This window comes from Ensifer sp. ENS08, assembly GCF_014852195.1.
GTDB lineage: Bacteria > Pseudomonadota > Alphaproteobacteria > Rhizobiales > Rhizobiaceae > Ensifer > Ensifer adhaerens.
Window position 1 is genome coordinate 620,260 of sequence record NZ_JACVBF010000002.1, and the last position, 18,405, is coordinate 638,664.

The window sequence follows — 18,405 nt, forward strand, 5'->3', positions numbered from 1 at the left end:
GACGTGCGCATGCTGATCACACGGCTGGTGCTGGCGGCGGATCGTTTCCGCCAGTGGCTGATTGCGCAGTTCGTGTTTCTGCTTCTGACGATCCTGAAGATGTTTCCCGCTGACGGCGCGATCAACTTCATGGATCGCGCCCTGCGGTTCATCGGCCCGAAGACCAGCCGTCAGAAGCTGACGCTGACGAACCTGCGCAATGCATTCCCGGAAAAGAGCGAAGCGGAGATCGAGCAGATCGCGCTCGAAAGTTGGGGCAACATGGGCCGCATGGCGGCCGAATACGTGTTCCTCGACCGTCTCTTCGATTTCGACCCGGAGCGCACGACGCCCGGGCGCATCGAAGTCTCGGGCATTCCCTTGTTCCTCGAGCTTCGCGACAATCCGCGCCCCTTCATCGTCTTTACCGCGCATAGCGGCAATTTCGAAATGCTGCCGGTCGCCGGCTCAGCCTTCGGGCTCGACGTGACGGTGCTGTTCCGGCCGCCGAACAACCCATACGTGGCCGAGAAGGTCTTCAACTTCCGCGCAGAACGCATGGGCAAGCTCGTGCCGTCGCATGCGGGCTCGTCCTTTGCGCTCGCCCGCCAGCTGGAGCGCGGCCAGGGCGTCGGGGTTCTCGTCGACCAGAAATTCCGCAAGGGTCTAAAGACCAAGTTCTTCGGCCAGGATGTGCAGACCAACCCGCTGCTCGCCAAGCTCGTCCGCCAGTTCAACTGCGAGGTCTATCCGGCCCGCTGCATCCGCTTGCCGGGTGGCCGTTTCCGCCTGGAGATCGAACCGGCGATCGCCATCCCACGCAAGGCCGACGGCAGCGTCGACGTGACCGCTACGGCGCAGGTTCTGAACGACAAGGTGGAAAGCTGGGTGAGGGAGTATCCCGGCCAATGGCTCTGGTATCACGACCGCTGGCACATCAAGCGCTACCTGAAAGACTGATTCTCCTTCGCCCGCGACCCCAGCCAGATTGCGTCTTGCGCAAGCAGGCTTGATCTTCCTGCAAGCCCGGCACCCCGTGTGCCGGGCTTTGCGTTTTGCCAAGTACGCGGGGGCATCGGCGCCGATCTTCCCTCGAAAACGTGCGTAAACGTTAAGTTTTTCTTTCTGCTGTTGAACGCTATCGCAATGAGTGTAAACTTATGCCTGTCGCGTGAGAAAATGCCTGCAAGCGCTTTGGATGACCCGAGCAGTGCGGTTTTACGCGGAAGTGGTGGGGGAAACGTCAAGAACCAGATCAGTGTCCTGAGCATCTACGCCTGTTTTGTAAGTGCATCGAAGCGGTTTTGCCGTGGGGGAATTGGGGTTTCGAATTGAACGCACTGATTGAGCTGTTCTGGTTCAAATATTCGCAGCTGCAGTATGCCGTTCGTACGGCAGACGAGCATTTGATCAGCATTCTGGATCGCGAATTGGATCCGATCTTGAGATCCGTCTACGACGAGAAGGCGGTGAGCGTCGAAGATGCCCGGCTTCAGTTCCAGTTCCTGATCGACATTCTGCGCGTCGAAGCCGACGACATTTCCTGCGTGCTGCGCCATTCGCAGTTGCTGCAATCGCTGATCAATCGCTACTTCGCGGCGACCGGTGCGGAGAACCTCGCCGACCTGCAACTGGAGCGCCTGCCGGCGCAGCCGAACAAGGGCAGGGCGGACGAAGGATTGCTCAACGAGGCGATCCTCGACAGCTTCCCGGACCGGCTTGCGGTGATCACGCCCGACTACCGCTATCTTTACACCAATCCGCGCAATGCCGAGCATCTGGAAAGCCGCCCGATGGACCTGATCGGCCGGCATATTGTCGAGTTCATCGGCATCCAGCGGTTCGAGCTTCGGGTGAAATCCTATCTCGACCGGTGTTTCGCCGGCGAGGTGGTGGACTACACCTTCGCCAAGACGGTCGACGCGCGCACGGTCGTCGTGCGCTGCCGGCTGACGCCGTGCATGTCGAGCACCGGCAAGCTCATCGGCGCTATTCTAGTGATCCAGGAACATGCCGACCGCCGCCGCGCGATCGCGGCCTGAGGCGCCGGTTCCGGCGGTATCAATCGAAAATGCATGAGGGATGCGCGGCCGGATAACGGCCGCCTGACGTGTCCGTTTTGCGGCGCGCTGCCCCCAAAGGCCGGTTTATCCGACCGGCGCGGTGATGCTGCGCAGACATTCCTGCTCGAAGCCGACGTGCCGCCTGAGGCTCGTGAAGAAGCCGCGCAGCATGTAGCCGGCGGTCTCGGCATTGACCGTTTGGTCGGCAGCGCCGAGGCGCTCCAGCATTTCGGTCAACTCCTCGGCGAAGCACTCGTCCTCGCAGTGTTCGTATTTCAGCCGCTCCAGCGTCGCGCCGAGGGTCGGATCGCCGCGGTAGGTGCGCTCGATCCAGGAGAAGACGAGGTTTTCTTCGCCCGAATGCATCTCGCGGATCAGCGGCTCCAGCACCTTTGCGGCATAGAGGCATTTCTGCCGGTCGATTTCCGCAGGCAGGCTGTCGGCGATTTCCTCCAGGCAATTGCAGAGCGCAAGCTGCTCCTCGTGGGCGCGGGCAAGCCAGGCAAACGGCTCGGCCACGGACTCTCGCCGGGGGGCCGGGTCCAGCCGGCTGCGGATTCGTCCGTCTTCAAAAGTCTTTTTCATCGGCTTCAGACGCCAGCTCCCACGGCGCTCCCTATTGTTTGCCGAGGATGATCCAAACGAGGTGACAAAGCCTTGATCTGAATCAAGGCCGGGCTGCCCCGATTCTGACACTTTCGGGCAAGCTGCGGTGACACCCCTCGTTTCGGGGTGTTGTCGCGTGCGTTCGGATAAAGTTGGGGACCCAACCATGAAATACACATTCGAGATGATCCTGCTCGGGGTCGGTGCATTCCTGGCGCTTGTCGGCGCCGGGTTTGCCCAGGACCGGCACTTCGAAGCCCATATGTGGGTGCTGTTCTTCACGCTTCTTGCCGGCACCATCCTCCTGATGCGCCGCATCGAGTTCAGCCCGGCTTCCGCGGGCAGGGCGTCACCGCCGCCACCCCAGTCGGAGTATTTTGACGAGGTGGTCAAGTACGGCGTGATCGCCACCGTCTTTTGGGGCGTCGTCGGCTTTCTCGTCGGTGTTGTGGTTGCACTCCAGCTTGCCTTCCCGGACCTCAACATCGAGCCCTGGTTCAACTTCGGCCGCATGCGGCCGTTGCACACCTCGGCGGTGATCTTCGCCTTCGGCGGCAACGCGCTGATCGCAACGTCCTTCTACATCGTCCAGCGCACCAGCCGTGCCCGCCTTTTCGGCGGCAATCTCGGCTGGTTCGTGTTCTGGGGCTACCAGCTCTTCATCATCATGGCCGCCACCGGCTATCTGCTGGGCATCACCCAGTCGAAGGAATACGCGGAGCCGGAATGGTATGTGGACCTGTGGCTGACGATCGTCTGGGTCGCCTATCTCGCCGTCTTTCTCGGCACGCTGCTGACGCGCAAGGAGCCGCATATCTATGTGGCCAACTGGTTCTACCTCGCCTTCATCGTCACGATCGCGATGCTGCACATCGTCAACAACCTGGCGGTTCCGGTCTCCTTCCTCGGCTCCAAGAGCTACTCGGCCTTTGCCGGGGTGCAGGATGCGCTGACGCAATGGTGGTACGGGCATAATGCCGTCGGCTTCTTCCTGACGGCCGGCTTCCTGGGCATGATGTATTACTTCATTCCGAAGCAGGCCAATCGCCCTGTTTACTCCTACCGCCTGTCGATCATCCACTTCTGGTCGCTGATCTTCATGTACATCTGGGCGGGTCCGCACCACCTCCACTACACCGCGCTGCCCGACTGGGCGCAGACGCTCGGCATGGTGTTCTCGGTCATGCTCTGGATGCCCTCCTGGGGCGGCATGATCAACGGCCTGATGACGCTCTCGGGCGCCTGGGACAAGATCCGTACCGACCCGATCATCCGCATGATGGTCATGGCCGTTGCCTTCTACGGCATGGCGACCTTCGAAGGTCCGATGATGTCGATCAAGACGGTCAACTCGCTCAGCCACTACACCGACTGGACCATCGGCCACGTGCATTCCGGCGCGCTCGGCTGGAACGGCCTCATCACCTTCGGCGCGATCTACTATCTCGTTCCGAAGCTGTGGAACCGCGATCGCCTCTACAGCGTGCGCATGGTCAACTGGCACTTCTGGCTCGCCACCCTCGGCATCGTCGTCTACGCGGCGGTCATGTGGGTTGCCGGCATCCAGCAGGGGTTGATGTGGCGCGAGTACGACGACCAGGGCTTCCTCGTCTATTCCTTCGCGGAATCGGTCGCGGCCATGGTTCCCTACTACGTGCTGCGTGCCCTTGGCGGCGCACTCTTCCTCGCCGGAGCTCTGCTCATGGCCTTCAACGTAACCATGACCATCCTCGGCCGCGTGCGCGATGAAGCCCCGATCTTCGGTGCGACGCCCGCGCTCAAGGCTGCGGAATAGGAGGGCATAGAGAATGTCCATTCTCGACAAACACGCGACGCTCGAACGCAACGCGACCCTGCTGCTCGTCGGCTCGCTGCTCGTCGTCTCCGTCGGCGGCATCGTGGAAATCGCGCCGCTCTTCTACCTCGAAAACACCATCGAGAAGGTGGAGGGCATGCGTCCCTATTCGCCGCTGGAGCTTGCCGGCCGCGACATCTATGTGCGTGAAGGCTGCTATGTCTGTCACAGCCAGATGATCCGCCCGTTCCGCGACGAAGTGGAGCGCTACGGTCACTACTCGCTGGCGGCGGAATCCATGTACGACCATCCGTTCCAGTGGGGCTCGAAGCGCACTGGGCCGGACCTGGCGCGCGTCGGCGACCGCTACTCCAACGAGTGGCACGTGCAGCACATGATCGAGCCGCGCTCGGTGGTGCCGGAATCGGTGATGCCGAGCTACGCCTTCCTCAAGGCGACGCCGCTCGATGTGAACAACATCGCCGCGAACCTCAAGGCCAACAAGGCGGTCGGTGTGCCCTACACGGACGAGATGATCGACAACGCGCTTGCCGACATCAAGGCGCAGGCAGATCCGAACGCCGACACGTCCGGCGTCGAGGGCCGCTATCCGAAGGCCAAGCTCGGCGACTTCGACGGCGATCCGCAGAAGCTGACGGAGATGGACGCGCTCATCGCTTATCTGCAGATGCTCGGCACGCTGGTCGACTTCTCCACCTACGACGACACCACCGGCTATCGCTAAGGAGACCGCACCATGGAAACCTACACGGCCATGCGCCAGTTCGCCGATAGCTGGGCGCTCCTTGCCATGACGCTCTTTTTCCTGGGCGTCGTCGCCTTTATCTTCCGGCCCGGCGCCAAGAAGGCCGCCGATGATGCCGCAGCCATCCCCCTGAAGGAGGATTAATAGAATGGCGGACAAACACGTCGACGAAATCAGCGGCGTCGAGACCACCGGCCACGAATGGGACGGTATCCGCGAGCTTAACAACCCGATGCCGCGCTGGTGGGTCTATACCTTCTACGCGACCATCGTCTGGGCGGTCGGCTACATGATCGTCTATCCGGCCGTGCCGCTTCTGACCGACGCCACCAAGGGCGTGCTCGGCTATTCGAGCCGCGCCGAGGTGAGTGCGGAGCTTGCCAGCGCCAAGGCGGCGCAGGCCGGCAACATCGAGAAGATCGCGTCGAGCTCGCTCGCCGACATCATGGCCGATCCGCAGCTGCAGCACTTCGCCGTTTCCGGCGGTGCCTCGGCCTTCAAGGTCAACTGCGCCCAGTGCCACGGCTCGGGTGCGGCCGGTTCTGCCGGCTTCCCGAACCTGAACGACGACGACTGGCTCTGGGGTGGCAAGCCCGAAGAGATCTACCAGACGATCGCCCACGGCATCCGCTATAACGGCGACGACGACACCCGCGTCTCGGAAATGCCGTCCTTCGCGGAAATCCTGCAGCCGGAAGAGATCAAGCAGGCGGCGGCCTATGTCGTCAGCCTCACCGGCACGCCGTCGAATGCCTCCATGGTAGAGCCGGGCAAGGCGCTGTTTGAGGCAAACTGCGCCTCCTGCCACGGTGCCGACGCCAAGGGCAACCGTGAGTTCGGCGCGCCCAACCTTGCCGATGCGCTGTGGCTCAACGGCTCGAGCGAACAGGCGATCGTCGCCCAGATGAAGGCGCCCAAGCACGGCGTCATGCCCGCCTGGCTGCCGCGCCTCGGCGACACCACCGTCAAGCAGCTCGCCATCTTCGTGCATTCGCTGGGTGGCGGCGAGTAAGAGGAACGAGGGGCTTGCGGACCTGCCACGCATCCGTAGGTGATGGTGGCGCCCCTCATTCGCCTGCCGGCACCTTCTCCCCGCCAGGCGGGGAGAAGGGCGCAAGCCGCGCTAGCCTCGCCAGGTTAAAAGCAAGGTTGGCGATGGAGCCGCCCATCACGTTCTTGAGTGGGCTACCGCTCAGACTTTTCAGGCTTGATGCCGGGCGGGTGCCCCCAGCGTTTCTCTCCCCGCCAGGCGGGGAGAGATGTCCGGCAGGACAGTGAGGGGCAGCTCTCATCCATCCAGTCGAAAAGGCCGCGCCAAAGGGCGCGGCCTTTTTCATCTGGAGACGTTTCGCCATTGAGGGGAGATGTCAATGAAATGGCCGACGTGTCCTCTCAAGATCTCGCCTTTTCGCCGACACGCCTTCGCAACGAAACCACGGCCAGCGTCGCCATGATCGCGATGGCGACGGCGCAAACGGCGGCGGCTGCGTTGAAGCCGGTCATGAAGGCGGCCTGCGCTTGCTCCAGCATGCCCGCCGGTAGCTCGGTCGCGACGGATACGGCGCCGGCGAGGCTGTCCGACAGCCTGTTGCCGATCTCGCCGGGGATCAGCGTCTGCCCGGCCATTTCGGCGCGATAGACGGCCGTCGTCAGGCTGCCGAGCGTGGCGATACCGACTGCAAGGCCCAGTTCCTGCACCACCTCGGAGAGAGCCGAGGCCGAGCCCGCCTTTTCGGCCGGCGCGGCGCTGACGACGAGATCGGTGCCAAGCGCGGCAATGGTTCCAAGGCCGAGATAGACGAGCGCAAATGCGGCGGTTACCAGCCCGACCCCGTATGGCGTATGGCCGAGCTGGGCGAGCAGGAGGTAGCCGACCACGGATAGCGCCAGCGCCGCTGCGATCACGGGGCCGGGGCCGAAGCGCCTGGCGATGAGCGGTGCGGTGATGCCGGCCAAAAGCATGGCGAGCGCCGAGGGGCCCATTCTCAGGCCCGCCGACAGCGGAGAAAGCCCGACGACAAGCTGCAGATACTGGGTGACGAGCAGCATCGTGCCGCCGACAGCCGTCAGGCCGATCAGGAGGATCAACAGCGCGGTGCGGAAGGCGCGGTCGGAGAAGAGCTCGAGGTCGATCAGCGGGCTTCGAAGCCGGCGTTGTCGCCGGATGAAGAGGAGCGTGGCGACGAGGCCGATGGTCAGGCCGAGCGTGGCGCCGAGCCCAAGGCCATTCTTGGCGATCTGCTTGATGCCGTAGACGATGGGCAGCAGCCCCGCCAGCGACAGCGCCGCACTGGCCATGTCCAGGCGGTCCGATTGCGGGGCACGATATTCCGGCAGCAGAAACGGCGCGACGATGAGCAGCAGCCCGACGATCGGCAGTGCGACGAGGAAGGCAGCCCCCCACCAGTACCGTTCGAGCAGGATGCCGCCGACGATCGGCCCCGCGGCCATGCCGAGCGCGAACATGGTCGCCCAGACGCCGATCGCAAGCGCGCGCTGGTGCGGGTTCAGGAACATGTTGCTGATCAGCGCCAGGGTCGGCGGCATCAGCGTTGCGCCGGCAACGCCGAGTGCCGCGCGTGCAGTGATCAGCATGGTGGCGCTGGTGGAATAGGCCGAAAGCACCGAGGCGACTGCGAAGGCGGCCGCGCCCAGCATCAGGAGCTTGCGGCGACCGATGCGGTCGCCGAGCGTTCCCATCGTGATCAGAAAGCCGGCGATCATGAAGCCGTAGGCATCGACGATCCAGAGCGCCTGGGTGCTGGTGGGCTTCAGATCCGCCGCGAGCGCCGGAAAAGCGAGATGCAGCAGCGTCAGGTCGAGCCCGAGCAGGATGGTGGGGAGCGCGAGCAGGGCGAGCCCGGCCCATTCTCGCAGGCCCGCACGCGTTTCACCGGGATCGGCATGGTCGGTGAGGTGGGATGGTCGGTCGCTGAGAATTGTCAAAAGTGGCCTCCGTCTTCGCTTGGGCTGGTTGCGGAGACCACATCTTCAGGGCACAATCATCCTGTTACAATTTAAGTAGTTATCCTATTACTGAGAGCAATAGCGTGAACGAACGAAGTCTTGAGCGAAGCAAGAACGAGCTGTCGGAGTTTTTGACGAGACACAGGGCGAAGCTGACGCCGGCCGATGCCGGCCTTGCCTTCACCGGGCGGCGGCGCACCCCGGGCCTCAGGCGGGAGGAGGTGGCAGCGCTCGCCGGTGTCGGGCTCACCTGGTACACGTGGTTCGAGCAAGGGCGCGACATCAAAGTGTCGGAGGCGTTCCTGCTGAATGTGGCGCGAGCGCTGAAGCTCGACGACGCCGAATGCAGCCATCTGTTCCTGCTTGCCCACAAGCGGCCGCCACCGCCGGAGGCACATCATCGCGTCACCGTTTCGCCGCTGATCCAGACGTTGCTGGACGAGCTCACGGTCCGGCCGGCCCATGTGATCAACCTGCGCTGGGATGTCGTTGCCTGGAACGCTGCGGCAGACGCTCTGTTCGGCTTTAGCGCCCGGCAGCCGGAGCTTGGCAATATCCTGCAAATGGTGTTTGCCGATCCCGAGATACGGAGGCGCATGCCTGCCTGGCGCGAGGACGCGCCGAAGCTGCTTGCCCAGTTCCGATACGATTTTGCCGTGGCGCCGGATGATCCGTCGATGCTGGCCCTGGTCGAAAGCCTGAAGGACCTGTCGGCCGATTTCAGGCGCTGGTGGGCAGCGCCTGGCGTTGACGAGGTCCGTCGCGGGATCGGGTCTCTGATCGATGCCGGGAGCGAGCGCCTGCGTTTTCGCCACGAGACGTTGGTTGTGGACGAGCACCGGCATCTGCGGATGGTGGTTTACTTCGCCGAGCCGGCGCTTGCCTGATGGCGACGCCCGAAGCGGCAGGCGCCGGGCCTTCTTATTCGAGGGCTGCGGCGATGGTAGCGCCGACCACGACGCTCGATAGCGCCGTGCCGAGCAGCAGCGAGGTGTTGACCGGCTTTCTCACGACCGTGCCGAAGTTGAAAAGGTTCATCGGCAGGAGGTGAAAACCGCCGCTTTCCGGCTTGCTCGACGGCGCTTCCATGAAGCACTCGTCGTCGAACCAGATCCAGTCGTCGCGCCAGGTCCAGCAGCCGTGCTGGCGATAGATGTTTGCCACCTGCTCGGCGAAGCCCTTGTCGGCGGGCAGACGGATATAGTCTTGCGGCCTGCGGCTGAAATACTGCATGGCGAGCGGCATGGAGCGCTCGGTGCAATAGTTCGACATCCAGAGCTTGAAGCCGATCTCGTCGCGCAGCCGGTCCAGCACCCGGAAGACCTGGACGTGATCCTCATGGCCGTATTCGCCCCAGGGATTGTGGGTGAAGACGTTCATGTCGGGCTTCAGGAGCGGCAGCAGCGTGCGATAGAGCGTTTCGTAATTGTCCCGGTAAGCCTGAGCGATCGGCCGGGTGGAGTGGCGGAAGCTGCCGGGCATGATCTGCGACAGCGATTTCTTGACGATGCGCTTGGCTTCGCGGCGTGTGCCTTCGGTGCCGAACTCCATGCCGAAGGGACCGGGCTTCGGGTTCGTCCAGTCGGCGCAATCGAAGGAGCCGGTTTCTTCCATTTCCAGAAAGCGCACGTTGCCGCGGGGGTAGGCCTTGATCGCAGCGGCGCGTGCGTCGCCCATCTGCGGCTCCGACCAGATATCGCGGTAAAGGATGATCACCTCGTCGACTTTTCGGAGGATCGAGGTGAACCACAGCAACTCGTCATCGGGATGCGCGCCGATGATGACGGAGTTCTTCAGAAAACCATGCGTGTCTGCCATGCTCTTGCGCACCCTCGTGTTCGTCTCGCGCAATTCTGACGTGTAGAGATTAAACCGGCGTAAAGCGGGAGGGCGTGTCCACAGGGAATCGGTGCGGTTGCAATGGACCGACTAGCTGCTGGTCAGCCAATGTGACGGCCTCACCAACATCTCCCTCATTTCTGTGCTCGTCACAGAAATCCGGTCGCGCCGCGTCGGCGGCGCGAGAAGGGCGGGTGCCGGCATTTTTATTTGGCATCTCTGCCCTGCAGACGCACGGCCGCTGATCTCTGTGACGAGCACAGAGATGAGGGACGAGAGGGGAGCGGCCGTTCGCCAGTGTCTAAGGGTCGTTTCAGTGCCGCGCCTTCATGGGCCTGCTTACTGCGCAGACCAGACCGCCAGTTTGTAACCATCCGGGTCGGCGAAATGAAAGCGCCTTCCGCCAGGGAAGGTGAAGATCGGCTTGACGATCCTGCCGCCGGCCTTTTCGACGCGGGCGAGCATATCCTCGAGCTTGTCGGCATAGAGGATGATCAGCGGTCCGCCGCTGCCGACGGGGCCGGTGGTGGTAAAGCCGCCGGTCAGTCGGCCGTCCTGGAATTCGCAATATTCCGGGCCGTAGTCGGTGAAGGTCCAGCCGAAGGCGCTGCCGTAGAAGGCCTTGGTGGCGGCGATGTCGGAGACATTGAACTCGACATAGTCGATGCGGCTGTCGTTGCCCTTGTTACCCATTTTTCTACCTGTCTTCTCCGGATTCCATGATCGATTTCAAGGTGGCGAGATCCTTCGCCACCCAGCCGGCATCGCCGGCAAATTGTTCGGCGCTCATGCCCGGCTGCCGCAGCAGCGTGAACATCACCTCCGCGCCGTCGCCGTTCGACACGACGCGCAGCGCATTGTGGACCTCTGTGCCGTCTTCCAGCGTGACGAGATGGTCGGTGACGCCGAAGGCGTTGTCAGGCGCAAAGCGCACGCGGGCATTACCGAGCGGACCCGGCGCCAGCCAGTGATCACCCTCGCGGGTCAAGCCCGACGACAGGCCGGACGCCCAGCGCGGCATGTTCTCGGGCTTTGCCATGAAGGCATAGACGTCGCGCCAGTCGCGGTCGATGGTGATGTGAACGATCTTTGCTTCAAGTGTTGCCATGCTTTGTTCTCCTGCATGACGGAGTAGCACGGGTCGCCCGACCGGTCTTGAACGAAACGGCCAGTCAGGCCGCCCGCCGGTCACCGACGAGCTGGCGGCGGATTCCGGCGGGTGAGAGCGAGGTCAGCTGCCTGGCCTCGCGCGACAGATGCGCCTGGTCGGCATAGCCGGCATCGAGCGCAAGCAGGCCGAGCGTGGCAAATGGTTCCCTTTGGCATGCCCCGAGGAAGCGCTGTAGGCGCAGGATGCGGTCGAGCGTCTTGGCGCCGTAGCCGAAATGCTCGTGGCAGCGGCGCCTCAGCGTCCTTTCACTGGTGCCGGTGACGGCAGCGAGGGCGCGGATGGGGTTGTTGTCGGACGAGCCATGGCTCTGCCGCAGATGGGCGAGGGTGGCGGCGATATCGCCTGATGGCGGCGAGACGGCCGGCAGGCGCTCAAGCACCGCTTCCGTGAGCATCTCGGCGCGGCGGACCGCATCGGGCGCGTCCTCAATCCTGGTTTCGAGTTTGCGCGCGGCTGGACCCCAGAAGGCGTCGAGCGGAACGACCGCGCCGATGATCTGCGAAAGCGATGTGTGCAGGAAGGACGCCGCGATGCCCGGGCGGAAGCGCAGGCCGATGATGTCGGTGCCCGGCGCGAAGACGGGGAAGGCGGCCACCCGGTCGGGCCCGGCAACCGCCAGGCCGTGCCTGGACCAGAGGATATCGACACAGCCGTCGGGTACGACCGCGATGGGGCCGGCCGTCCCCTCCGGCAATTGGTGGCGCCAGAGGCATTCGACATGGCCGCCGAGTGCGCCGGGCGCGGCATACTCTCGATAGATACCGCGCCGCTTGGCCAGTGTCGGCTCTGCCGGAGCCGGCTCCGTCTGTCTCAGCGGCCCGTGGGCGCCGTCCATGCCTTGTCCTCCACGCTTCGGACCGTGCCGGCCGCCTCTTGGCGCGACCAGATCTCGCCGTCGATCTGGCCCTGCAGCTCCGGATAGTCGGCCGCATGGAACACCGGGTCGAGACCCTGCCGGCGCTGGGCGAAATAGTCCTTCGTCAGTTTGGCAATGGTACCGGAGAGGAGCACGATGGCAATGAGGTTGATCGTCGCCATCAGCCCCATCGAGGCGTCTGCCGCGTCGAACACGGTGGTAATGCTTTCGGACGCACCCCAGACGACCATGACGAGCACGGCGCAGCGCATGACCAGAACGCCGACGCGATTGGCGCCGCCGAGATAGGTGAGCGCATTCTCCGCATAGGAATAGTTGCCGATGATCGAGGTGAAGGCGAAGAAGAAGATCGCGATGGCAATGAAGTAGCTGCCAGCCCAGCCGATATGCACGTTCATGGCCGCTTGCGTCAGCTGCGTTCCGGTGACGCCGGAACCGGGTTCCAAGGTGCCCGACAGCAGGATCATGACCGAGGTCGCGGTGCAGATCAGGATCGTATCGATGAAGACGCCGAGCGACTGCACGAAGCCCTGCGACGCCGGGTGGTGCGGCACGGGCGTGGCGACGGCCGCGATGTTCGGGGCCGAGCCCATCCCGGCTTCGTTGGAAAACAAGCCACGCTTGACGCCGTTCATCATCGCAGCCGTGACGCCGCCGGCGACACCGCCTGCCGCTTCCTGCAGGCCAAAGGCGCTGGAGATGATCGTCCACAGCACGCTCGGCACAATCGACGCGTTGACGACGAGCACGTAGATCGCGGTCAGGAGATAGGCGATCGCCATGAAGGGCACGACGATTTCGGCGACGCGGGCGATCTGGCGGATGCCGCCGAAGATGACGATGCCGGAGATGGTCGCAACCGCGATACCGACGGCGATCTTAGGCACACCGAACGCACCCTGGACGGCGTCCGCGATGGAATTGGCCTGCACGGCGTTGAAGACGAGGCCGAAGGAAAGGATCAGGCAGACGGAGAAGATCGTCGCCGCCCAGGGCGCGTTGAGGCCGCGGGCGATGTAGAAGGCGGGACCGCCGCGATATTGACCGTTTTCGTTGCGCACCTTGTAGAGCTGCGCCAGCGCGCTTTCCGCATAGGCCGTCGCCATGCCGACGAGCGCCACCATCCACATCCAGAAGGTGGCACCGGGACCACCGAGATAGAGCGCAACGGCAACGCCGGCGAGGTTGCCGGTGCCGACGCGCGAGGCGAGGCTGACGGTCAGCGCCTGGAACGGGCTGATACCGGCCGCATCCTTCGAGCCGCCGCTGCTTAAGACCCGGAACATCTCGCCGAAATGCACGATCTGCGGAAAGCCGAGGCGCAGGGTGAAGTAGATGCCGACGGCGAGCAGGCCGTAGATCAGCACGTAGCCCCAAAAGATCGTGTTCAGAAAGCCGATGATCGTGTCCATGCGGTTCCTCATTGGTATTGCAAGGTGTGGTGATGTGGCGAACCGCGGTGCGGATCGGATGGGAAAGGCCGTTTACTACTTTTGAGCCTGGCATCTCTTTCGAGCGCCTGGACCTTTCGCCGCATGCTGGCGCTTTAGCCCGCAAACTTGACACAGATCAACGTTTTCGGCCGCCAAATCAGGCAAAACGTGGTGCAATACATGACATATCCGGGGATTTCCCACAAATGAGCCCACAATCCGCCGCAAATCCAGCCTCCGTCGAACGTCACGAGGCCGAACCGGTCAATGCGGCGCATGTGCGCAAGCCGCTCTACGAAAAGCGCAAGAAGATCTTCCCGAAGCGTGCCGAAGGCAGCTTCCGCCGCTTCAAGTGGCTGGTGATGCTGGTGACCCTCGGCATCTACTATCTGACGCCCTGGATCCGTTGGGATCGTGGCGAGCACGCGCCGGACCAGGCGGTGCTCGTCGATATCGCCGCCCGGCGCTTCTATTTCTTCTTCATCGAGATCTGGCCGCAGGAGTTCTTCTTCGTCGCAGGCCTGCTCGTCATGGCCGGCTTCGGCCTGTTCCTGGTGACGTCTGCCGTCGGCCGCGCCTGGTGCGGCTATACCTGTCCGCAGACGGTATGGGTCGATCTCTTCCTGGTGGTCGAACGCTATATCGAAGGCGACCGCAATGCCCGCATGAAGCTCGATGCCGGTCCCTGGACGTTCGACAAGATCGTCAAGCGCGTGTCGAAGCACTCGATCTGGATCATGATCGGCATTGCCACGGGCGGCGCCTGGATCTTTTATTTCGCCGATGCGCCGACGCTTTTGAAAAGCTTCGTTTCGCTGGAAGCGCCCATGGTCGCCTACATGACCGTCGCGATTCTCACGGCGACGACCTATGTCTTCGGTGGACTGATGCGCGAGCAGGTCTGCACCTATATGTGCCCGTGGCCGCGCATCCAGGCGGCAATGCTCGACGAAAACTCGCTGGTCGTGACCTATAACGACTGGCGCGGCGAGCCGCGCTCGCGCCACCAGAAAAAGGCCGTCGCTGCCGGGGAGGCCGTCGGCGATTGCGTCGATTGCAACGCCTGCGTCGTCGTCTGTCCCATGGGCATCGACATTCGCGACGGCCAGCAACTCGAATGCATCACCTGCGCGCTCTGCATCGATGCCTGCGACGGTGTCATGGACAAGCTCGGCCGTGAACGCGGGCTGATTTCCTACGCGACGCTCAACGATTATGCCGCCAATATGGCGCTTGCTACCAATGGCGGTACGGCGGCGATCGATCCGGGTCGGGTGCGCAACGCCGACGGCGCATTTTCGGACAAGGTTCGCCACTTCAACTGGAAGATCGTCTTCCGGCCCCGTGTGCTCGTCTATCTCGGCGTCTGGACGCTGGTCGGTATCGGTCTGCTCTATGCGCTCCTGTCGCGCGACCGGCTGGAACTCAACGTGCTGCACGACCGCAACCCGCAATTCGTCGTCGAATCCGATGGTTCGGTGCGCAACGGCTACATGGTCAAGCTCTTGAACATGATCCCGGAACAACGCACGATCACGCTCGCAATCGACGGGATGCCCTCTGCTACGATGCGCATCGCCGGCCAGGCAGCGGGCGACGGCCGCACCTTCGCCCTCGGTGTCGATCCGGACAAGGTGACGGCAGTCAAGGTGTTCGTGACGCTGCCAAAGGACAAGCTTGGCGAGGCGGACGACGGTTTCAGCCTGATCGTCGAGGATCCGTCGAGCCATGAGCGCGACGTCTACAAGGCCAACTTCAACAGCCCGGGAGCCGCAAAATGACGATAAACCAGGCAGGGGCAAAACAGGCAAAGGCACCGCGGCCCTTCACCGGCTGGCACATGCTCGGCGTCATGGTGCTGTTCTTCGGCACGATCATCACCGTCAATCTGATCATGGCCTGGAACGCCAGCCATAGCTGGAGCGGATTGGTGGTGCAAAACACCTATGTCGCGAGCCAACAGTTCAACGGCAAGGTGAAGGAAGCGAAGGCCTTTGTCGCCGATGGCCTCGACGGCAAGCTCAGCGTCGAAAACGAGGCGCTGCGCTACACGCTGACGCGCCGGGGCAACCCGGAGATGACTGCCGACAAGGTGGTGGCTGTGCTGAAACGCCCGGTCGAGGAGCATGAGGACGTCACGGTCGAGATGGCGCATCAGGGCGAGGGCGTCTTCGTTGCCGAAACCGCGCTGAAGCGCGGCCAGTGGATCGCCGATATCACCGCGACATCAGGCGAGACCGTCGTCTACCGCCAGGCCATCCGCTTCATGGTGCCGGGAGCTGCGAAATGAGCTGCTGTGCTCCCGGAACCGAAATGGCTCTGGAGATCGACAGGGCCGGGCAGGGACTGCCGACAACGGAAGAGCTGTGGTTGATGAGCCGGTCGCTCGGCGGCGGCCTGCGCCAGACGGATTTGAGCGTGCCCGGCGTGCATTGCGGCGCCTGCATTACTACGCTCGAGGGCGCCTTGAAGACACGGCCGGAGGTTGACCGGGCGCGCGTGAACCTTTCGTCCCGGCGCGTGTCGATCATCTGGAAGGAACAGGTAAATGGCGCCCGTACCGATCCGCGGGAACTGGCGCGGGCCATCCGTTCGCGCGGCTACGAGACCCATCTTTTCGCGCCGGGCGAGGAAGACGGCGATCAGACGCTGAAGAAGCTCGTGCGCGCCGTTGCCGTCTCGGGTTTTGCCTCGGCCAACATCATGCTGCTTTCGGTCTCGGTGTGGTCGGGGGCGGAGGCGGCGACCCGCGATCTCTTTCACTGGATCTCGGCGCTGATTGCCGCCCCGACGCTGATCTATGCCGGACGCTTCTTCTATGCGTCCGCCTGGAACGCGGTGAAGCACGGCCGTACCAACATGGACGTGCCGATTGCGCTGGCGATAACGCTCTCCTATTCGATCTCGCTCTACGAGACGATCACTCACGGCACCCATGCCTGGTTCGACGGCACGGTGATGCTGCTCTTCTTCCTGCTGATCGGCCGCACGCTCGACCATATGATGCGCGGGCGCGCCCGCTCGGCGATCAGCAGCCTGGCGAGGCTCTCGCCGCGCGGCGCCATGGTGGTGGATGCCGAGGGCGGACGCGAGTATCGCCCTGTCGACGAGATCAAGCCCGGCGAGAAACTGGCGATCGCTGCCGGCGAGCGCATACCCGTTGACGGCCGCATCCTCATGGGCGCCAGCGATCTCGATCGCTCGATCGTCAATGGCGAGAGCGCGCCGGCGCCGGTCAAGGTCGGCGACGCCGTCGAGGCGGGTACGCTGAACCTCACAGGACCGCTGACGATCGAGGCGACGGCGGCGGCACGCGACTCGCTGCTTGCCGAGATCATGGGGCTGATGGAAGCCGCCGAAGGGGGCAGGGCGCGCTACCGCCGCATCGCCGACCGCGCGGCACAATACTATTCGCCGGCGGTGCATCTGCTGGCTCTGCTCAGCTTCATCGGCTGGATGTTCGTCAACGGCGATTTCCATCATGCGATGCTGGTCGCCGTCGCGGTCCTGATCATCACCTGCCCCTGCGCGCTCGGGCTTGCGGTACCTGTCGTGCAGGTGATTGCCGCCGGACGGCTCTTCCAGAACGGCGTCATGGTCAAGGACGGCTCGGCGATGGAGCGGCTTGCCGAGATCGATACGGTGCTGCTCGACAAGACCGGAACACTCACGGTTGGCGAGCCGCGGCTCGTCAATGGCGGGGACATTCAGCCATCGATCCTCGCGACGGCGGCGGGGCTCGCCGTGCATTCGCGCCATCCGCTGGCGATGGCCATTCATGATGCGGCGGCGATCGCGCCCGTCGTCAATGGCGACATCCGCGAAATCCCCGGTGCCGGCATTGAAGCGCAGACGCAAACCGGTCTCTACCGGCTTGGCAGCCGCGCCTTTGCCTGCGGCGATGCCGGCGAGGCGACCGGCCAGTCGGAAGTGATCCTGTCGCTCGATGGCCGCGAACTCGCCTGCTTCCGCTTCGAGGACCGGCTCAGGCCGTTCGCCCGCGAGAGCATCGAGGAACTTGGACGGCTCGGCCTTTCGACGGGCATTCTTTCGGGCGACCGTGCGCCGGTCGTCGCCGCCCTTGCCAAGCGGGCCGGCATCGAGCGCTTCAAGGCGGAACTGACGCCACGCGGCAAGGTCGATGAATGTGCGGCCGCCGCTGAGGGTGGTCACCGCGTGCTGATGGTCGGTGACGGCATCAACGACGCGCCGGCGCTGCGCGCCGCGCACGTCTCGATGGCGCCGGCAACGGCCGCCGATGTTGGCCGCCAGGCGGCAGACTTCGTCTTCCTGCACCAGGGGCTGAACGCCGTGCCGATGGCGATCGATACGTCGCGCCGGGCCGGGCGGCTGATCCGCCAGAACTTTGCCCTGGCGATTGGCTACAACGTCATCGCCGTCCCGATCGCGATCCTCGGCTATGCCACACCGCTGATCGCGGCCGTCGCCATGTCAACCTCGTCGGTGATCGTCGTTGCCAACGCCTTGCGCCTGCGCGCGGCGACCGGCAATGTCACGGAGGTCGCCGAACAGAAGGCACCTGTCACGCTGCGGCCGGTAGGGAGCGCCTCATGAACACGCTGATCTATCTCATTCCCATCGCGCTGTTTCTCGGTGGGATTGGCCTCGTCGCCTTCCTTTGGGCACTGAAGAGCGGCCAATACGAAGACCTCGAAGGCGCCTCCTGGCGGGTGCTCGACGATGGCGATGGCAAGCCTGAAAAGAAGTGATTTCGTCAGTAATCACTTGTCCTTAATCGATTTGAATGCCAAAACAACCTCCGCCGTCGCTTCTCGCGCCTGGGCCTTCGACAGAGCCCCGCGCGAGGGGGCGAAGTTCAATTCGAAGGGCCGGCACAGACGCGTTTATCCCGATCGCGCCCGGCACTTCTGTCCAATGGAGGCAATCA

The 18,405-nt window shown here is 63.6% G+C and carries 18 protein-coding genes; 11 read left to right on the top strand and 7 right to left on the bottom strand.

The window, feature by feature from the left end:
- Nucleotides 1-9 precede the first annotated feature (9 nt).
- Complete coding sequence (locus IB272_RS08685; protein WP_034788563.1) at nt 10-939, top strand: lipid A biosynthesis lauroyl acyltransferase; 930 nt, start codon at nt 10-12, stop codon at nt 937-939.
- A gap of 371 nt (nt 940-1,310) precedes the next feature.
- Nucleotides 1,311-2,021 (top strand): PAS domain-containing protein, encoded by a 711-nt coding sequence (locus tag IB272_RS08690; protein WP_034788334.1) that lies wholly within the window; start codon nt 1,311-1,313, stop codon nt 2,019-2,021.
- Between the two features lie 105 nt (nt 2,022-2,126).
- Here the strand turns inward: IB272_RS08690 and IB272_RS08695 are convergent, their stop codons facing one another.
- Nucleotides 2,127-2,561, bottom strand: coding sequence for a hemerythrin domain-containing protein (locus tag IB272_RS08695; protein ID WP_234852497.1), 435 nt, complete (start codon nt 2,559-2,561; stop codon nt 2,127-2,129).
- A 253-nt stretch (nt 2,562-2,814) separates the two neighbouring features.
- Between IB272_RS08695 and ccoN the strand changes: the two genes are divergently transcribed.
- Genes ccoN through ccoP form a run of 4 tightly spaced genes read left to right on the top strand, consistent with a single transcriptional unit; the run spans nt 2,815 to nt 6,221 of the window.
- Nucleotides 2,815-4,443 carry a cytochrome-c oxidase, cbb3-type subunit I gene (ccoN, locus tag IB272_RS08700; RefSeq protein WP_060584907.1) on the top strand — a complete coding sequence of 543 codons (1,629 nt, stop codon included), beginning with the start codon at nt 2,815-2,817 and terminating at the stop codon, nt 4,441-4,443.
- A gap of 13 nt (nt 4,444-4,456) precedes the next feature.
- Complete coding sequence (gene ccoO / locus IB272_RS08705) at nt 4,457-5,188, top strand: cytochrome-c oxidase, cbb3-type subunit II (protein WP_034788367.1); 732 nt, start codon at nt 4,457-4,459, stop codon at nt 5,186-5,188.
- Between the two features lie 12 nt (nt 5,189-5,200).
- Nucleotides 5,201-5,353, top strand: coding sequence for a CcoQ/FixQ family Cbb3-type cytochrome c oxidase assembly chaperone (locus IB272_RS08710; RefSeq protein ID WP_034788377.1), 153 nt, complete (start codon nt 5,201-5,203; stop codon nt 5,351-5,353).
- Between the two features lie 4 nt (nt 5,354-5,357).
- Nucleotides 5,358-6,221: a cytochrome-c oxidase, cbb3-type subunit III gene (gene ccoP / locus IB272_RS08715; protein ID WP_060584908.1), complete on the top strand. Its 864-nt coding sequence runs from the start codon at nt 5,358-5,360 to the stop codon at nt 6,219-6,221.
- A 380-nt stretch (nt 6,222-6,601) separates the two neighbouring features.
- Here ccoP and IB272_RS08720 read toward each other — a convergent pair whose 3' ends face one another.
- The gene (locus IB272_RS08720) at nt 6,602-8,155 is read right to left on the bottom strand and encodes an MFS transporter (RefSeq protein WP_113135751.1); all 1,554 of its coding nucleotides are present in this window, start codon (nt 8,153-8,155) and stop codon (nt 6,602-6,604) included.
- Between the two features lie 104 nt (nt 8,156-8,259).
- On the opposite strand from IB272_RS08720, the gene IB272_RS08725 reads away from it, so the two are divergent.
- Nucleotides 8,260-9,063, top strand: coding sequence for a helix-turn-helix transcriptional regulator (locus IB272_RS08725; RefSeq protein ID WP_060584910.1), 804 nt, complete (start codon nt 8,260-8,262; stop codon nt 9,061-9,063).
- Between the two features lie 34 nt (nt 9,064-9,097).
- On the opposite strand, the gene IB272_RS08730 is transcribed toward IB272_RS08725, so the two are convergent.
- From IB272_RS08730 to IB272_RS08750, 5 genes are all read right to left on the bottom strand, one after another.
- Nucleotides 9,098-9,994: a hypothetical protein gene (locus tag IB272_RS08730; protein WP_060585239.1), complete on the bottom strand. Its 897-nt coding sequence runs from the start codon at nt 9,992-9,994 to the stop codon at nt 9,098-9,100.
- Between the two features lie 360 nt (nt 9,995-10,354).
- Entirely contained in the window at nt 10,355-10,708 is a 354-nt protein-coding gene (locus IB272_RS08735; RefSeq protein WP_060584912.1) for a VOC family protein, read from the bottom strand.
- A gap of 4 nt (nt 10,709-10,712) precedes the next feature.
- Complete coding sequence (locus tag IB272_RS08740; RefSeq protein ID WP_060584914.1) at nt 10,713-11,123, bottom strand: polyketide cyclase; 411 nt, start codon at nt 11,121-11,123, stop codon at nt 10,713-10,715.
- 64 nt (nt 11,124-11,187) lie between these two features.
- Entirely contained in the window at nt 11,188-12,021 is an 834-nt protein-coding gene (locus IB272_RS08745) for a helix-turn-helix domain-containing protein (RefSeq protein WP_246810324.1), read from the bottom strand.
- The gene (locus IB272_RS08750; protein ID WP_089044184.1) at nt 11,997-13,475 is read right to left on the bottom strand and encodes a sodium:alanine symporter family protein; all 1,479 of its coding nucleotides are present in this window, start codon (nt 13,473-13,475) and stop codon (nt 11,997-11,999) included. The genes IB272_RS08745 and IB272_RS08750 overlap by 25 nt, the downstream gene beginning before the upstream one ends.
- 227 nt (nt 13,476-13,702) lie before the next feature.
- On the opposite strand from IB272_RS08750, the gene ccoG reads away from it, so the two are divergent.
- The 4 genes from ccoG to ccoS are packed head-to-tail and all read left to right on the top strand — an operon-like array spanning nt 13,703 to nt 18,226.
- The gene (gene ccoG, locus IB272_RS08755; RefSeq protein WP_034788396.1) at nt 13,703-15,277 is read left to right on the top strand and encodes a cytochrome c oxidase accessory protein CcoG; all 1,575 of its coding nucleotides are present in this window, start codon (nt 13,703-13,705) and stop codon (nt 15,275-15,277) included.
- Complete coding sequence (locus tag IB272_RS08760; protein ID WP_060584916.1) at nt 15,274-15,786, top strand: FixH family protein; 513 nt, start codon at nt 15,274-15,276, stop codon at nt 15,784-15,786. The genes ccoG and IB272_RS08760 overlap by 4 nt, the downstream gene beginning before the upstream one ends.
- A complete protein-coding gene (locus tag IB272_RS08765) occupies nt 15,783-18,071 on the top strand; it encodes a cation-translocating P-type ATPase (protein ID WP_192444316.1) in 2,289 nt (762 codons plus the stop codon). Before IB272_RS08760 ends, IB272_RS08765 begins: the two co-directional genes overlap by 4 nt.
- On the top strand, nt 18,068-18,226 hold the full coding sequence (gene ccoS / locus IB272_RS08770) for a cbb3-type cytochrome oxidase assembly protein CcoS (RefSeq protein WP_043615060.1): 159 nt from the start codon (nt 18,068-18,070) through the stop codon (nt 18,224-18,226). The genes IB272_RS08765 and ccoS overlap by 4 nt, the downstream gene beginning before the upstream one ends.
- Nucleotides 18,227-18,405: the final 179 nt, after the last annotated feature.

What these genes read in the sequence shown, in the direction of transcription:
- IB272_RS08685 (WP_034788563.1), top strand. Translation starts at nt 10, where the DNA reads ATGCTGATCACACGGCTGGTGCTGGCGGCGGATCGTTTCCGCCAGTGG.
- ccoN (WP_060584907.1), top strand. Translation starts at nt 2,815, where the DNA reads ATGAAATACACATTCGAGATGATCCTGCTCGGGGTCGGTGCATTCCTG.
- ccoO (WP_034788367.1), top strand. Translation starts at nt 4,457, where the DNA reads ATGTCCATTCTCGACAAACACGCGACGCTCGAACGCAACGCGACCCTG.
- IB272_RS08710 (WP_034788377.1), top strand. Translation starts at nt 5,201, where the DNA reads ATGGAAACCTACACGGCCATGCGCCAGTTCGCCGATAGCTGGGCGCTC.
- ccoP (WP_060584908.1), top strand. Translation starts at nt 5,358, where the DNA reads ATGGCGGACAAACACGTCGACGAAATCAGCGGCGTCGAGACCACCGGC.
- IB272_RS08730 (WP_060585239.1), bottom strand. Translation starts at nt 9,994, where the DNA reads ATGGCAGACACGCATGGTTTTCTGAAGAACTCCGTCATCATCGGCGCG.
- IB272_RS08735 (WP_060584912.1), bottom strand. Translation starts at nt 10,708, where the DNA reads ATGGGTAACAAGGGCAACGACAGCCGCATCGACTATGTCGAGTTCAAT.
- IB272_RS08740 (WP_060584914.1), bottom strand. Translation starts at nt 11,123, where the DNA reads ATGGCAACACTTGAAGCAAAGATCGTTCACATCACCATCGACCGCGAC.
- IB272_RS08745 (WP_246810324.1), bottom strand. Translation starts at nt 12,021, where the DNA reads ATGGACGGCGCCCACGGGCCGCTGAGACAGACGGAGCCGGCTCCGGCA.
- IB272_RS08750 (WP_089044184.1), bottom strand. Translation starts at nt 13,475, where the DNA reads ATGGACACGATCATCGGCTTTCTGAACACGATCTTTTGGGGCTACGTG.
- ccoG (WP_034788396.1), top strand. Translation starts at nt 13,703, where the DNA reads ATGAGCCCACAATCCGCCGCAAATCCAGCCTCCGTCGAACGTCACGAG.
- IB272_RS08760 (WP_060584916.1), top strand. Translation starts at nt 15,274, where the DNA reads ATGACGATAAACCAGGCAGGGGCAAAACAGGCAAAGGCACCGCGGCCC.
- IB272_RS08765 (WP_192444316.1), top strand. Translation starts at nt 15,783, where the DNA reads ATGAGCTGCTGTGCTCCCGGAACCGAAATGGCTCTGGAGATCGACAGG.
- ccoS (WP_043615060.1), top strand. Translation starts at nt 18,068, where the DNA reads ATGAACACGCTGATCTATCTCATTCCCATCGCGCTGTTTCTCGGTGGG.